The organism is Methylobacterium sp. EM32 (genome assembly GCF_040593685.1).
Lineage (GTDB): Bacteria > Pseudomonadota > Alphaproteobacteria > Rhizobiales > Beijerinckiaceae > Methylobacterium.
This window is the reverse complement of sequence record NZ_JBEXZS010000194.1, coordinates 53,511-67,622: the sequence shown is the minus strand read 5'-3', so window position 1 is coordinate 67,622 and position 14,112 is coordinate 53,511. Positions and strand designations below refer to the sequence as shown.

Here is a 14,112-nt window from a genome sequence, read left to right as displayed (position 1 = left end):
GATGGCGCGTGTCCTTGTCGTGGACGATGCCACGACCGTCCGCATGTATTATCGCGATGTCCTGGAGGAGGCGGGATTCACGGTCGAGGAGGCGGTGAACGGCTTCGAGGGCCTGGAGAAGGCGATCGAGCAGAGCTTCGACCTGCTCGTGGTCGACGTGAACATGCCCAAGATGGACGGCTACGCCTTCCTGCGCCAGGGCCGCGCCACCCCGGAGCTGCGGGCGATCCCTGCTCTGATGATCTCGACGGAGAGCCAGGCGCGGGACCGGGCGCGCGCCTTTGCTGCGGGCGCCAACCTCTACCTCGTCAAGCCGGTCCAGCCGCGGATCCTGGCGGAGGCCGCCCGCCTGATGGCCGGAGCCGCATCGTGACCAACGCCCTTCTCGCCCAATTCATTCCCGAGGCCCGGGAATGCCTCGAGATCGCCGGCAGCGGCATGCTGCAGCTCGAGCGGTCGCACGATGCCGACGCGCTGAACACCGTCTTCCGGGCGGTGCACACCCTCAAGGGCACCTCCGGCCTGTTCGACGTAAGGCCGCTCACCGCCCTCGTCCACGCGGCGGAGGACCTCCTGGTCGAGGTGCGGGCGGGCTCCCTTGCCCTGGCGCCGGAGGTCGTGGACGGCCTCCTCGACAGTCTCGACCTCGTCGGCCACTGGATCGACGCGCTCGAGGCCCGCGAGCGCCTGCCGGAGGATGCCGAGGGCGCGATGACGGAGCGCGTCGCCGCTTTGCGCCGCTGGCTCGGCGGGCCCGCCCCGGAGGCCGCGTCCGCGGCCGAACCGTCCGCGCCGCCGGCCTGGATCGCCGGCTGGCCGGAGGAGGATCTGCGCACCGCGTACCGGGCCGCCGGAAACGGGGCGCTGACGGCCTGGAGCTACGAGCCGGACGAGGCCGGGTTCTACCGCGGCGACGACCCGGTCCATCTCGTCTCGGGCTCGCCGGGGCTGATCGCCTTGCGGGTAACGCCGCGCCAGCCCTTCGCGCCGCTGGAGGTCTTCGATCCGTTCCTGTGCGTCCTGCGCTTCGAGGTGGTCTCTGCCGCCTCCGCCGAGGCGGTGGCCGAGCATCTCCGCTACGTCGCCGACCAGTCGAGCGTGGACGGCCTTCGGGCCGAGGACCTGATCGCGCTGACGGGGCCGCAGGACGAGTCCGAGGTCTTCGGCGATTTCGGCGCAGAGGCGCGGCGGCGCGTCGCCGCTGACGACCGCGCCGGCCTCGCCGCCGCGGCGGACGCGCTCCTGCGGATCGTCGGCGCGGCCAGCCGGCAGGCCTGCGCCCTGCGCTGGCTTCGCGACCTCGCCGGCTCCGCCGAAACCGGCCTGCTGCTGCGCCTCGTCGCGGCCGTCGGGGGCGACGGCCCCGTGCCGGCACCGGCAGGAGCCGCGCAGGCCCGCGCCAATCCCGAAACCATCCCGGTCAGTGCCTTGCGCGGCACCGCCGAGGAGATCCTGGCAGCCCAGGCGGAGCTTCTGTCCGTCACCGCCGACCACGGCGTCGCCGAGGGCCGGTTCGAGGCGGTCCGCCTCGTCGTCGAGCGCTGCCTGCCGCATGTCGATCCCGCCCGGGCGGAGCAACTGCGCCGGGCACTGGCCGGGAGCGGCGACGCCGCGTTCCAGGCGCAGAGCCTGAGGGAGGCTCTGGTGGCCGGGGTCGCACCGGCCGCCGCGCCGGATCCCGCTCAGCAAGCCCGGCCGGCCACCGGGAGGCCGGAGGACGGTCCGCGCGACGCCGAGCCGGCCGGGACCGGGCCGATGGAAGCCAAGCCGGCCGAGGCCAGGCTGCCCGAGACCAAGCCGCCCGAGGAGGCGCGCGGACCCGCCCGGATGCTGCGGGTGGAGCAGGGCAAGGTCGATGCGCTGATGAACTTCGTCGCCGAGCTGACGGTGGCCAAGAACGGCCTCGCCTACCTCGCCGAGCGGGTCGAGCAGGTCTCCGGCTCGCGCCAGCTCGGGCGGGAGATCAAGGAGCAGTACGCTGTCATCGACCGCATCGCCCAGGGCCTCCAGGTCGGCGTGATGGCGATCCGCATGATGCCGGTGAGCCAGGTGTTCCAGCGCTTCCCCCGGCTGGTGCGGGACATCTCGCGCAAGCTCGGCAAAGAGGTGACGCTCGTCATCCAGGGCGAGGACACCGAGGCCGACAAGAACGTGCTGGAGAGCCTGGCCGACCCGCTCATCCACATGGTGCGCAACAGCCTCGACCACGGCATCGAGACCCCCGAAGAGCGGCGCGCGGTGGGCAAGTCCGACCACGGCACCCTGCGCCTCTGCGCGCGCCAGGAGAACGACAACGTCATCATCGAGGTCTCCGACGACGGACGCGGCATCGACCCCGAGCGGGTACGCGAGAAGGCGCTGCGCGGCGGCTTGATCACGCCTGAGCAGGCGGCGCAGATGGGACCGGACGACCTCGTCAACCTCGTCTTCGCGGCGGGCTTCTCGACCAAGGAGCAGGTGTCGGATCTCTCCGGCCGCGGCGTCGGCATGGACGTGGTCCGCTCCGCCGTCCGCAAGGCCGGCGGCGATGTCTGGCTCACCAGCCGGGTCGGCGCCGGGACGTGCGTGACGGTGCAGCTGCCCCTCACCATGACGGTGACGCGCATCGTCACCGTCATGGTGCGCGGCCAGCATTTCGGAGTGGCGATGGACTCCGTGGTGGAGACCGTCCGGGTGCTCCGCTCCCAGATCCACCGCATCAAGCAGCGCGAGACCTTCGTCCTGCGCGACGCGGTGATCCCCCTCGTGCGGCTCGCCGACAGCCTCGCCCTGCCGCAGGCGGAGGAACTCCCGGACGAGGAGGCGGTGCTGGTGGTCCGGATCGGGCGCGAGCGCGTCGGCATCGTGGTCGACGGCTTCCGGGAGCGGATGGAGGTGATCGTGCGGCCGATGGACGGCCTGCTCGCCGGCCTCTCGGGCTTCTCGGGCACCGCCCTCCTCGGCGACGGGCGCGTCCTCCTCATCCTCAACCTGCCGGACCTCGTCTGATGCCCTTCGCCTTGACCGACGACTGCGTGCTGCTCACCGGCCACTGCCCGATCGACGACGCCGAGCCGCTGCTCGACGCCTTGCGCGGGATGGCGGATCCGGTGGTCGACCTCTCCGGCCTCCACCAGGCCCATACCGCCGTCGTCCAGGTGCTGATGGCGGTGGGGCCCGTGATCCGTGGCGGCCCGGCCGATCCGGTGGCCGCGGCGTGCCTCGGCGCCCTGAAGCGGGCGGAGGCGCCGAGGGGGGACCTTGCCGGATGAGCGCGCGGGTGATCGCCGTCTCGAACCGCAAGGGCGGCACGGCGAAGACGACGACGACGGTCAATCTCGCGACGGCGCTCGGCGACCGCGGCTGGCGCGTGCTCGTCGTCGATCTCGACAGCCAGGGCCATGCCGGCCTCGGCTTCGGCGTCAAGGCGGCACAAGGACAGCCGACGGTGCATGACGTGTTCCGGGGCGCCGGGGCGTCGCTCGCCGACGGCATCCGGGGGACCGACTATCCGAATGTCGACGTGCTGCCCGCCGACCGCGCCTTCGAGGGCGCTGCCGGCACGGTGCCGCCCCTGGCTCTCGCCTCGGCGCTCGAGCCCCTCGCAAGGGCCTATCGGGTCGTCCTGATCGATACCGGGCCGACCGCGGACGCGCTGCTCGTCAGCGCGCTCGCGAGCGCCCACCACGTCCTCGTGCCGACGCTCCTGCACCACCTCGCCATCGACGGCGTCGGGCAGTTCGCGCGCTCCTTCTTCCGGGTCGCCACCACGCTGAATGCCGGCCTGCATGGAATGTCGATCCTGCCCGTCCAGGTCGACCTGCGGGTGACCATGCAGCGGGAGATCCTGGAGCGCCTCGCCGCCCAGTTCGGCCGCGAGCGCCTGCTCGCGGGCATCCGTCCCGACAACGCGCTGGCCGAGGCCTTCGGGCGGCAGCGGCCGGTAAAGTATCATCGACCGAGGACACGTTCCGTTGAAGATTTCGAATTACTCTGCGATAACGTCATCAGCAATATCGTAACAGCTGGGCGTTAAGAGAAAATCAATAAATACTTCAAGCGCTCCTCAGCGGAAGAGAACTCACTCGAGGCGGCGTGATACCAGGGTCATAGCTCGGAGCCTCGATCCCGCCGAAGGGATCGCGCGGCTCGTGACGGATTTCAGAGGAGATGATGGCCATGAGTACCGTTCTGCTCGTCGATGACTCGCCGACGATCCTGTCGAGCATGTCGGGCATCCTCGCCCGCTCGGGCTATGCCGCGGAGCAGGCCGCCACCGGCGAGGCGGCGCTGGCCAAGGTGCAGGCAGGCCTCGCGCCCGGCCTCGTCATCACGGATTTCCACATGCCGGGGATCAACGGCCTCCAGCTGATCCAGGAATTGCGCAAGCTCGCCGCGACCCGCTTCGTGCCGATGCTCGTCCTGACGACGGAGTCGCAGCAGGAGAAGCGCGACGAGGCCCGCAAGGCCGGCGCGACGGGCTGGCTGGTGAAGCCGGTCCAGCCCGACCAGCTGCTGCAGGTCATCCGGCAGGTCGCACCCGCGGTTCAGCCCCGCGCGGCCTGACCGTCTGCCGGGCCGCCCCGATCCGGCGGCCTCACCTTACGCATGCTCGGACCGGCTCCTCGGGCTGGCGCGCCAGATTCCTCCCTCCAGCGGGTCGTGCCCGATGCAGATCGCAGTTTTCCCCGCTCCCGCCCGGTCCGACTTGACGGCGCTCCTGCTGGGCGCCGGTGCGGGCGTCACGGTCGGCGCCGCCCTCTGGATCCTCGGCGTGGTCCAGCCCTCGTCGCTGATCCTGGGCGGGGCCTATGCAGGCTGCGGCGGCCTCGCCGTTCGGTTCCTGCAGCGCAATGCGGGCGCAGCGGCGCCGGCCGCCGGCATCCCGCCCGCCGCTCCTTCCGCTCCGCCGCCGGATGCCGCGCTGTCGGCGCATCTCGGCACCGCGACGAGGCCGGTCCCGGCTGGAGCGGCGGAGGCCGCCGGCACGCTCGCGCAGCTCGACCCCTTCTTCAGCGTGACCGAGCAACACCTGCGCAGCATCGTTGCCCAGACGGAGACCGCCGCCGGCGACATCATCGCGGCTCTCCAGTCCCTCGACGCGGCCCAGAGCCGGAGCGCCGCCTGCGTTGCGCGCACCCGCGGGCGGATGGTGGACCTCGCCGGGGACAGCGAGGCGGCCCTGCGCGGCCTCGCGGAGACGCTCAACGCCTATCTGCTCGATCGTCTCGAGGGCACGCGCGGCGAGCTCGCGGCCATCGGCGGGGTCGGCGACCAGATGCACAACCTCGACACGCTGACGGCGGGGCTGGAGAAGATCGGCACCGCCACGCGGATGCTGGCGCTCAACGCCAATATCGAGGCGAGCCGTGCCGGCAGCCACGGCGCCGGGTTCCAGGTCATCGCCCGTGAGCTGCAGGCCCTGGCCCAGGGGTCTCAGGAGGCGATCGCCGAGGCGAGGCGCCGGGTCGCGACGGTGCGGCAAACCGTGGACGACGTCGTGGTGGCGGTCCGCGGCACCGAGCGGACCCGGGCGGAGGAGGCGCGCATCCGGGGCCTGATGAGCGACCTCGACGGGATCGTGGGCGACACCACCCGGGCCATCGCCGGCATGGCCGAGACCGAGTTCGGCGAGATCGAAGCGCTGAGCGGCCAGGTCGGCGACCAGGTGCTCACCGTGTTCGGCCAGATCCAGTTCCAGGACGTCGTCCGCCAGCAGATCGAAGCGGTGGGCGAGTCGGTGCGGATGCTGAACGCGCTTCTCGGCGACCTCCGCTGCGCCCTGGACGGCTCCGGCCCGGCAGGCCCGATCGAGCCGGATCGCCTGCTCGACGCGGTGCGGGCGCGCTACGTCACCCAGGTCCAGCGCCGGACGGATGCGAGCACGGTCGGGGCGGCCTTCACGGCCCCCGACGCGCCGATGATCGAATTGTTCTGAGGATCGGTCCCGGGCGGCCCGCCGCCGGATAGCGGCGGGTCCGCCGGGATCCTGGATCGTTGCCATGCAGATGCCGCAAGGGTGGTCGCCGCTCTTGCGTCGAAAATCTGCGACAAGACACAACCCTCAGCGGACGAAGCGTTGGCTTTCCCACGCGAGTCTGCCGAGGCTCGTCACGGGAAGGCGCACCACCTGATGATGGAGAGTCCCACCGGCGCGCCCCGTCGATCGGCGCCGACCTATCGAGTCGGCTCTCACGCCACGAGCGGTTGCCCCACCCCGCTCCGACCCACCCGCCCGGCGAGTCCCGACGGGACCGCCTCCAGCAGCGCTGCGGTATAGGCGTGGCGCGGGCGATCGAAGACGTCCGGGACGGTGCCGTCCTCGACGACGCGCCCGCGATGCATCACCGAGACGGTGTGGGCGAGCTGGCGCACCAGCGCGAGGTCGTGGGAGACGAAGACGTAGGTCAGCCCGAGATCCGCCTGCAGCGCGAGCAGCACCTCGACGATGTCGGACTGGACGCTGACGTCGAGGGCCGAGGTCGGCTCGTCGAGCACGATCACCTCGGGCTTGAGCACCAGCGCCCGGGCGATCGCCACCCGCTGGCGCTGGCCGCCCGACAGGGCGTCCGACCGGCGCGCCAGCAGGTGGGCTTTAAGCCCGACATCGGCCAAGGCCGCGCGGGCCTGCTCCGCCCGTTCGGCCCGGGTGCCGAGGCCGTAGCGGTCGAGGGGCTCGCGCACCAGCGCTTCGACGCTCCAGGTCGGATCGAGCGAGGTGTAGGGGTTCTGGTAGACGAGCTGGAGCTGGCGGCGCACGCTCCGCAACGCCGCCTGCGAGCGGCCGGTCACCTCCTGGCTGGTGATGTCCTGGCCGGCGACTCGGATCGACCCGGCATCCGGCGTCTCGAGACCGAGCAGCAGCCGGATCGTCGTCGTCTTGCCCGAGCCGGATTCGCCGACGAGCGCGTGCGTCGTCCCGGCAGGCACGCGGAACGAGACACCGTCGACCGCCCTGGTGACCCGGCCCTCGGCCCGGAAGGTCTTGGTGATCCCGGTCACCGCAATCTTCGGGACAGCCTCGCGCCGCCGGAATCCGGCCTCGCGCAACGTCGCGTAGCGGTCGGGGTTGAGGCTCGGCACGTCGGCGCGGAGCGTCCTCGCATAGGCCGAGGCGGGGGCGGCGAACACCCTCGCGGTGCGGCCCGCCTCCTGTACCGCGCCGTCCTTGAGCACCACCAGGGTGTCGGCGCGCTCGGCCGCGATGGCGAGATCGTGGGTGATGAGGAGGAGCCCGATGCCGCGCTCCTCCCGCAGCCGCGACAGGAGATCGAGGATCCGCTTCTGCACCGTGACGTCGAGGGCCGAGGTCGGCTCGTCGGCCACCAGCAGGGCAGGGCGCGGCAGGATCGCGAGGCCGATCAGCACCCGCTGGAGCATGCCGCCGGAGAGCTGGTGCGGATACGCGTCGTAGACCCGCCGCGGCTCGTCGAGCCCGACCGCCGCGAAGGTCTCGAGGATCAGGGCCGTGCGGCGCGCCCGGTTCCGTTCGTCGAGGAGCGCGGCCGCCTCCTCTCCTTGCGCGCCGATGGTGCGGACCGGGTTCAGCGCGTTGCCGGGATCCTGCGGCACGAAGCCGATGGCCCGGCCCCGCAGCGGCCGGAACCGGCGCTCGGAGAGACCCAGCACCTCGCGGCCCTCGACCATGACCCGGCCGGTGGCGCGCCCGCTGCCGGGGAGGAGCCGCAGCACCGCCCGGGCGATGGTCGACTTGCCCGAGCCGGATTCGCCGATAAGCGCGAGGCTGCCGGCCCGGTCGATCGCGAACCCGACGCCCGCGACGACCGGCTGGCGGCCATAGGCGACCGACAGGTCCTCGACGTGGAGCAGGGGCGTGTGGGGAGCGATCACGGTCGGTCCGTCCGGCGGAGCCATCGGCTGATCCTGTTGAGCGAGAGGACGGCGGCGACCGTGACGAGGGCCGGTGCGTAGACCAGCCACGGCCATTTGAGGTAGTCCTTGCCGGTGGCGATCAGCAGGCCCCAATCCGAGGCCGGCGGCGGGTCGCCGTAGCCCAGGAAGGCGAGGCCGGCGATCACCAGGATCGACAGGCCGACTTGCAGCACCGCGAGGGCCAGCACCGAGCGCGAGGCGTTCGGCAGCACGTGGCGCCACAGGACGTGCCAGCGCGAGCCGCCCTGCAGGAACGCCGCCTCGACGAAGGTCGCCCCCCGGGTCTTGATCACCTCCGCCCGCATCACCCGGGCGAAGATCGCGACCGCCGAGATGCCCGTGGCGATCGCGGTGTTGACGGTGTCGAAGCCGAGCGCCGTGACGATGATGATCGCGAACAGGAAGCGCGGGATCGCCAGCAGGACGTCGACGAGGCGGCCGAGCAGCGCATCGACCACGCCGCCGAAGAAGCCGGCGACGAGCCCGATCGACCCGCCGGCCAGGACCCCGATGCCGACCGCGACGAGCGCGCTCGTCACCGAGGAGGCGGTGCCATGGACGATGCGGGCGTAGAGGTCGCGGCCGAGATGGTCGGTGCCGAACCAGTGCGCGGCGCTCGGGCCCATGAGCTTGTGGGCCGGGATGCCGCGGGCCGGGTCGTAGGCGGTGAACAGGCCGGGGGCGAGCGACCAGGCGAGCACCAGCGCGAGGATCGCCAGCGCCAGGATCACGCTCGGCGGCGGCAGCCGCAGGGCCGCGAGGCGCGGGATGGCGGGGAGCGAAGCGGTGCTCATCCGGCCACCGTGCGCAGGGCGGGGGAGGGGGCTTCCCCGGTCGTCGCGGGCCGGCGGGCCGGGCCACCGACGAGCGTCAGCCGCGGATCGAGCAGTGGGGTGACGAGATCGGCCGCGAGGTTGACGAGGACGAAGACCAGGGCGGCCAGCGCCACCACCGCCTGCAGCACGGGCAGGTCCTGCGCCGCTGCCGAGCGCTGCACCAGGCTACCGATCCCGTTGCGCCCGAACACCGCCTCGGTGACGAGGGAGCCGCCGAGCAATTCGCCGACCGTGAGCGCGACGACGGTGACGACCGGCAGGGCGGACGGCTTGAGGAGATGGCGGCCGAACAGCCGCGCCGGCGAGAGGCCGCGGCTCTTCGCGACCGCGGCGTAATCCTGGCGCGCCTCGTGGTCGAGGTTGGCGATCAGCACCGCGGCGATCTGGGCCGAGACCGGGATGCCGAGGGCGATGGCGGCGAACAGCGTCGCCCAGGCGCTGTCGGGCTCGATCACCCGGAACAGGCCGAGCTGGAAGCCGAAGGCGTGGATCAGCGCCAGGCCGATGATGAAGTTCGGCACCGACAGGCACAGCGACGGGACGGCGCGCAGGGCGCCCCCGATCCGCCCCGGAAGGAACTGCGTGCCGAAAGCCACCGCGAAAGCGAGCCCGAGCGCCACGGCGAGGCCCGAGGCGGCGAGCACCAGCGTCGAGGGCAGCGCCTCGGCGATCAGCACCGCCACCGGCCGGCTTGAGCGCATCGACAGCCCGAAATCCCCGGTGAGGAAGTGGGTCAGCGAGGTCCAGAGCTGGACGACGAGCGGCCGGTCGAGCCCCTGCGCGGCGATGATCGCCCGGATCTGCTCCTCGCTGAAGCCGTTCTGCGGATCGCGCAGGACGTTGGTGATCGGATCGCCCGGCAGGATGCTGACCACCACGAAGGTGAACAGGTAGGCGAGCAGGATCACCGCGGCGGCCTGCGCGAGGCGCTTGCCGGCGTAGATCAGGTAGGGATGAGTCATCGGAATTGGTCTCATATCATCAAGTTTTTCGGCTTGGCACGACAGTCCTGACCCCCTCCGCGTCATTCCGGGGCCGCGCAGCGGAGCCCGGAATCCAGAAACTCAGTTGCTTCAGAAGAAAGCGGGACGATCTGGGCCTTATCCTAATCCATCCGCGGTTCTGGATTCCGAGCTCCGCTGCGCGGCCCCGGAATGACGATGGAGGGTTTTAATTCTTTCGGCTGGATCAAATCGATTCGCTGCCGCCTAATCGCCCTTCGTCGCCGTATAATAGCTCGCATACGCGATGCCGTTATACGTCGTGCCCTTCAGCTTCGGTGACTGCACGTAGATGCGCTGGACGATCTGGGTGCGCGGGATGAAGTAGCCCTGGTCGAGGACGTAACGCTGCAACTCGTCGAGCAGCGGATCGCGCTCCGCGATCGTCCTCGCGCCGGCGATCCGGTCGCGCAGGGCGTTGATCCGGGGATCGCTGTCGCCGAGCGCGAACCAGTTCTCGCCGTTCTGGGCGTCGGTGAGGATGCTCGCCACCGTGCCGGCGTCGATGAAGCTGCGCGTCACCTCGTAGGCTGGCACCGCCGGGCCGCCGAACTGCACCTTCTGGCCGAAGGTCACGACGTCGTACGTGCGCAGATCGACCTTCCAGCCGAGCCGGCCGAGCTGCTGGGCGATCAGCTCGTCGACCGCCTTCGATGTCGCCAGGTAGGGGTTGGAGTAGAGCACCAGCGTCAGCGGCTTGCCGCCCTTGGCTCGGATCCCGCCGCGGCCCTTGAGCCAGCCCGCCTCGTCGAGGAGCCGCACGGCCTTGTCCGGATCGTAGGCGAGGCGCGCGCTCTGGTCGGTCGCGCCGGGCACGTTGCTCTGGATGAACGAGGTCGCGAGCTTCCAGTCCGGGGTGTAGACGGTGTCGATGATCTCCTGGCGGTCGATCGCCGCCTGGAGTGCCCGGCGCACCCGCACGTCGTCGAAAGGAGCGAGCTTGGTGTTGATCGCCCAGCCGTTGACGAAGCCGAGGTAGCGCGGCGTCGCGATCGTCAGGCCGGCCTGCTTGAGCGCCTGCAGCTCCTGCGGCGAGGCGTTGTAGGCGACGTCGGCCTGGCCCGACTGGACGGCGGCGACCCGCAGCGACGGCTCGGCCACCACCTTGTATGTGATCGAGTCGAGGCTCGCCGGTCCGGTCCGGCCGACCGCCGCGGGGCCCCAATTGTAGTCCTTGCGCCGGACCAGCCGGACGAAGTCGCCCTCCTTCCAGTCAGCGACGACGAACGGGCCGCTGCCGGCGGTCCGGGCGAGATCCGCCTGCTCGGTCGCGGGCCGCGCCAGGGTCTTGGGCGAGATCAGGATCGAGCCGTGATAGCCGAGCGTCGGGATGAAGCCGAGGGTCGGGGTCTTGAAGACCACCTTCACGGTGCGCGCGTCGAGCGCCTCGGCGCGCGCGTAGGCCTTCGGGAACAGGCCGATCGGGTTGATGCCCTCCTTGATCCGCCCGGCGTGCCAGATGTCGAGGTTGGCGACGACGGCCGCCGCGTCGACCGGCGTGCCGTCGGAGAAGGTCGCCCCCTCGCGCAGGTGCAGGATGAACTCGGTGGCGTCTGCGTTCTGCTCCCAGCCCTTGGCGAGCCACGGGCTGATCCTGCCGTCGGCGTCCACATAGACGAGCTTGTCGGCGACGTGGCCCCAGACATGGCCCTGGAAGCTCGAGATCGCCGAGTTGTTCGGGATCCAGGTCGGCCCGAGCGAGTCGATCAGGAAGACGACGTCGCCGCCCCGGCGCGGCTCGTCGACCGCGAGGGCGGGGAGGGCGCCCGCAAGGGTCAGCGCGGCGGCGGCCGTCAGCAGCGCGCGGCGCGACGGGAGACGATGGTCGGTCATCGTGAGATCCTGACAATATCTTCGAGTCGGTTGATGGTCTTCATCCCACTCGCGACCTCATCCTGAGGTGCTGCTGCTTGCAGCAGCCTCGAAGGAGGGCTCCAGAAGTCTGAGAGATCCCTGGAGCCCTCCTTCGAGGCCTCCGCTTTGCTCCGGCACCTCAGGATGAGGTCGAGGGTTGGGTCGGCGCCCCAGACGCCGCTACGCCGCCGGCCGCCGGTCCGGGCGCGCGGCCTCGGCGACGGCCGCGAAGGCACCCCGGCCGAGGAGCGTGACGACTGTGTCCTCCTGCGGCGCGTGGACCAGCACCGACTGGACATCGCGAAAATGCCGCTCCAGGCCGGTATCCCGGCTCAGGCCGGGATTGCCAAGCGCGCCGACGGCGAGCTGCACCGCCTGCTTGATCTGCCGGCCGGCGAGGAGCCGGGCCCGCAGAAGCGTGTCGGGGGCGTCCGACGCGTGGTCGAGGGCGCCGAGGATGATCTGGCGCGCGCCGCCGACCAGGAGGTCGATCTCGCCGGCGAGCGCGACGAACCGCTCGGTGCGGGCCACCGGATAGCCGAGATTGGCCGGGACCCGGTCTTCGGCGAAGGCCAGGAAGGCGTCCCGGGCCGCCTCGGCGACGCCGAGATAGAGGGCGGTGACCACGAGGGTGAGGGCCGCCTGGGCGCGGTTGTCCTGGCCGGCGATGTCGGCGGGGGCGAGCCCGATCACGTCCTCGGCGCCGACCTCGACCTCGTCGAGGACGACGTCGTGCGAGCCGCTCGCCCGCAGGCCCAGGCTCGCCCAGCTCTCGACGATGCGCAGGCCCGGCGCGCCGCCCGGCACCACGAAGGTGCCGACCCGCTGCGGAATCTCGTCGGTGCTCGCCCAGACGAGGATGTAGGACAGGCCCTCGCAGCCTGTGACGAAGCGCTTGGTGCCGCTGATCGCCCAGCCGCGCGCGGTCCGGCGGGCGCGGGTCCGCGGCAGGCCGCCACGTGCCGGGGAGCCGAGCTCGGGCTCGCCCCGCGCGGCGTTGAGGAGCACCGGGCCGCGCTCGCCCTCCGCCAGGACGCGCCGGTAGAGCGCCTCGGGCCACAGGCCCCCGATCGCCTGCTGGCGGTGGGCGAACAGCGTCATCAGGCTGATGAGGGCGACGGAGGGGTCGCCGCGCCCGAGGGCGGCGGCGAGCCGGGCGAGGTCGCCGAGGGGGAGGTCGCGGCCGCCGTAGCGCGCCGCCACGCTCCAGGCGAGCAGGCCGGCCTCGTGGACCGCCCGGACGCCCTCGCGCGGGAAGGACCCGGCGGCGTCGGCGCTAGGTGCCGCTGCGGCGAGCCGGGCGACGGTGCCCGACAGGTCGAGGCCGGCGACGACCAGATCGTCACGCATAGCCGCGGATGTCGTCGTGAGCCTCGACGCGGGTCTCGGTGGCGCGCTGGCCGAGTCCCTCGCGGACGAGGGGGAGCACGGAGCGGCCGTAATCGATCGCGTCGTTGAGGTTGTCGTAACCGCGGATCGAGATCAGATCCGCGCCGAGATCGACGTAGTCGAGGAGCGCGTCGGCCACCGTCCGCGGCGAGCCGACGAGGGCGGTCGAGGCGCCGGCGGCGTTGGTCGCCGTGACCGTCGGGTACCACAGGGCGCGGTCGTGGACGTCGCTGCGGGAAGCGATGGCGAGCAGGCGCTGCGAGCCGACATTGGCCGGGCGACCCGCCGTCACCGGCACACGGCTCAAGCCCTTTGCGCGGTTGGCGGTGAGCGCGTCGAGGATGCGGTGCGCCTTCGCCCAGGCGAGCTCGTCGGTCTCGGCGACGATCGGCCGGAAGGTGACCCAGATGCGTGGCCGGTCGGTGCGGCCGGCCCGGGCCGCCTCGGCGTGGATGCGCGCGATCTGCTCCCGGGTCTCGGCGAGGGGCTCGCCCCAGAGCCCGAAGATGTCGGCATGCGCGCCGCCGATGCGGTAGGCCGCGTCGGACGAGCCGCCGACCGAGACCGGTATGGTGCCGGCGACCGGCCGGACCGCGCTGCGGAACTGCTTGAACCGATAGTAGGTGCCGTCGAAATCGAACGGCTCGGCGGAGGTCCAGGCGCGGCGCAGGATGCGGATATACTCGTCGAGCCGGGCGTAGCGCTCCTCCTTGTCGAGGAAATCGCCCTCGCTCGCCTGCTCGGTGTCGCTGCCGCCGGCGATGAAATGCACGACGACCCGCCCGCCGCTCAGCTGATCGAGGGTCGCGAGCGCCTTCGCGGCGACCGTCGGGTAGAGCGTGTTCGGGCGCAGCGCGACGATGATCTTGAGGCGCCGGGTCTGTGCCGCGATCGTCGCGCCGATCGTGAACGGATCGAAGGACGAGGACGCGTAGGGGACGAGGGTGTAGTCGAACCCGTAATCGTCGAGCGTGCGGGCGTAGCGCGCAAGGTAAGCGGGATCGATCGCCGGATCTCGCGCCGGATCGATCTCGGTCGACGCATTCGGGAACGTCATGCTGATGAATTCGGTCGCCACGTCCGCCCCATGATCCTGCTGGCCGTCTTCAGGATAGTACGGTGGGGCGGGTCCGGGCGTAAGACATGGTCTTTCCTTTTGC

12 protein-coding genes are annotated in these 14,112 nt (G+C 71.6%); 6 read left to right on the top strand and 6 right to left on the bottom strand.

Features of this window, described 5'->3' with window-relative positions; all coding sequences use genetic code 11:
• Position 1 precedes the first annotated feature (1 nt).
• From ABZT49_RS25750 to ABZT49_RS25725, 6 genes are all read left to right on the top strand, one after another.
• A complete protein-coding gene (locus ABZT49_RS25750; RefSeq protein ID WP_355290262.1) occupies positions 2 to 373 on the top strand; it encodes a response regulator in 372 nt (123 codons plus the stop codon).
• Positions 370 to 2,988: a chemotaxis protein CheA gene (locus ABZT49_RS25745; RefSeq protein WP_355290260.1), complete on the top strand. Its 2,619-nt coding sequence runs from the start codon at positions 370 to 372 to the stop codon at positions 2,986 to 2,988. The genes ABZT49_RS25750 and ABZT49_RS25745 overlap by 4 nt, the downstream gene beginning before the upstream one ends.
• Complete coding sequence (locus tag ABZT49_RS25740) at positions 2,988 to 3,251, top strand: hypothetical protein (RefSeq protein ID WP_355290258.1); 264 nt, start codon at positions 2,988 to 2,990, stop codon at positions 3,249 to 3,251. The genes ABZT49_RS25745 and ABZT49_RS25740 overlap by 1 nt, the downstream gene beginning before the upstream one ends.
• The gene (locus tag ABZT49_RS25735) at positions 3,248 to 4,015 is read left to right on the top strand and encodes a ParA family protein (protein ID WP_355290256.1); all 768 of its coding nucleotides are present in this window, start codon (positions 3,248 to 3,250) and stop codon (positions 4,013 to 4,015) included. Before ABZT49_RS25740 ends, ABZT49_RS25735 begins: the two co-directional genes overlap by 4 nt.
• A gap of 143 nt (positions 4,016 to 4,158) precedes the next feature.
• A complete protein-coding gene (locus ABZT49_RS25730) occupies positions 4,159 to 4,545 on the top strand; it encodes a response regulator (protein WP_355290254.1) in 387 nt (128 codons plus the stop codon).
• Positions 4,546 to 4,648: 103 nt separating this feature from the next.
• Positions 4,649 to 5,917 (top strand): methyl-accepting chemotaxis protein, encoded by a 1,269-nt coding sequence (locus tag ABZT49_RS25725; protein WP_355290252.1) that lies wholly within the window; start codon positions 4,649 to 4,651, stop codon positions 5,915 to 5,917.
• 254 nt (positions 5,918 to 6,171) lie between these two features.
• Here ABZT49_RS25725 and ABZT49_RS25720 read toward each other — a convergent pair whose 3' ends face one another.
• The 6 genes from ABZT49_RS25720 to ABZT49_RS25695 form a co-directional block, all read right to left on the bottom strand.
• The gene (locus tag ABZT49_RS25720; protein ID WP_355290250.1) at positions 6,172 to 7,854 is read right to left on the bottom strand and encodes an ABC transporter ATP-binding protein; all 1,683 of its coding nucleotides are present in this window, start codon (positions 7,852 to 7,854) and stop codon (positions 6,172 to 6,174) included.
• Positions 7,827 to 8,666, bottom strand: a complete 840-nt coding sequence (locus ABZT49_RS25715; RefSeq protein ID WP_355290248.1) for an ABC transporter permease — start codon at positions 8,664 to 8,666, stop codon at positions 7,827 to 7,829. Before ABZT49_RS25715 ends, ABZT49_RS25720 begins: the two co-directional genes overlap by 28 nt.
• On the bottom strand, positions 8,663 to 9,670 hold the full coding sequence (locus ABZT49_RS25710; RefSeq protein WP_355290246.1) for an ABC transporter permease: 1,008 nt from the start codon (positions 9,668 to 9,670) through the stop codon (positions 8,663 to 8,665). Before ABZT49_RS25710 ends, ABZT49_RS25715 begins: the two co-directional genes overlap by 4 nt.
• 246 nt (positions 9,671 to 9,916) lie before the next feature.
• Positions 9,917 to 11,542, bottom strand: coding sequence for an ABC transporter substrate-binding protein (locus tag ABZT49_RS25705; protein WP_355290245.1), 1,626 nt, complete (start codon positions 11,540 to 11,542; stop codon positions 9,917 to 9,919).
• A 201-nt stretch (positions 11,543 to 11,743) separates the two neighbouring features.
• The gene (locus ABZT49_RS25700) at positions 11,744 to 12,913 is read right to left on the bottom strand and encodes an acyl-CoA dehydrogenase family protein (RefSeq protein WP_355290243.1); all 1,170 of its coding nucleotides are present in this window, start codon (positions 12,911 to 12,913) and stop codon (positions 11,744 to 11,746) included.
• The gene (locus tag ABZT49_RS25695; protein WP_355290241.1) at positions 12,906 to 14,030 is read right to left on the bottom strand and encodes an LLM class flavin-dependent oxidoreductase; all 1,125 of its coding nucleotides are present in this window, start codon (positions 14,028 to 14,030) and stop codon (positions 12,906 to 12,908) included. Before ABZT49_RS25695 ends, ABZT49_RS25700 begins: the two co-directional genes overlap by 8 nt.
• Between the last annotated feature and the right edge of the window lie 82 nt (positions 14,031 to 14,112).

Coding starts and splice junctions, on each gene's coding strand:
- ABZT49_RS25720 (WP_355290250.1), bottom strand. CDS start 7,854: ATGGCTCCGCCGGACGGACCGACCGTGATCGCTCCCCACACGCCCCTG.
- ABZT49_RS25740 (WP_355290258.1), top strand. CDS start 2,988: ATGCCCTTCGCCTTGACCGACGACTGCGTGCTGCTCACCGGCCACTGC.
- ABZT49_RS25705 (WP_355290245.1), bottom strand. CDS start 11,542: ATGACCGACCATCGTCTCCCGTCGCGCCGCGCGCTGCTGACGGCCGCC.
- ABZT49_RS25725 (WP_355290252.1), top strand. CDS start 4,649: ATGCAGATCGCAGTTTTCCCCGCTCCCGCCCGGTCCGACTTGACGGCG.
- ABZT49_RS25735 (WP_355290256.1), top strand. CDS start 3,248: ATGAGCGCGCGGGTGATCGCCGTCTCGAACCGCAAGGGCGGCACGGCG.
- ABZT49_RS25750 (WP_355290262.1), top strand. CDS start 2: ATGGCGCGTGTCCTTGTCGTGGACGATGCCACGACCGTCCGCATGTAT.
- ABZT49_RS25710 (WP_355290246.1), bottom strand. CDS start 9,670: ATGACTCATCCCTACCTGATCTACGCCGGCAAGCGCCTCGCGCAGGCC.
- ABZT49_RS25715 (WP_355290248.1), bottom strand. CDS start 8,666: ATGAGCACCGCTTCGCTCCCCGCCATCCCGCGCCTCGCGGCCCTGCGG.
- ABZT49_RS25700 (WP_355290243.1), bottom strand. CDS start 12,913: ATGCGTGACGATCTGGTCGTCGCCGGCCTCGACCTGTCGGGCACCGTC.
- ABZT49_RS25730 (WP_355290254.1), top strand. CDS start 4,159: ATGAGTACCGTTCTGCTCGTCGATGACTCGCCGACGATCCTGTCGAGC.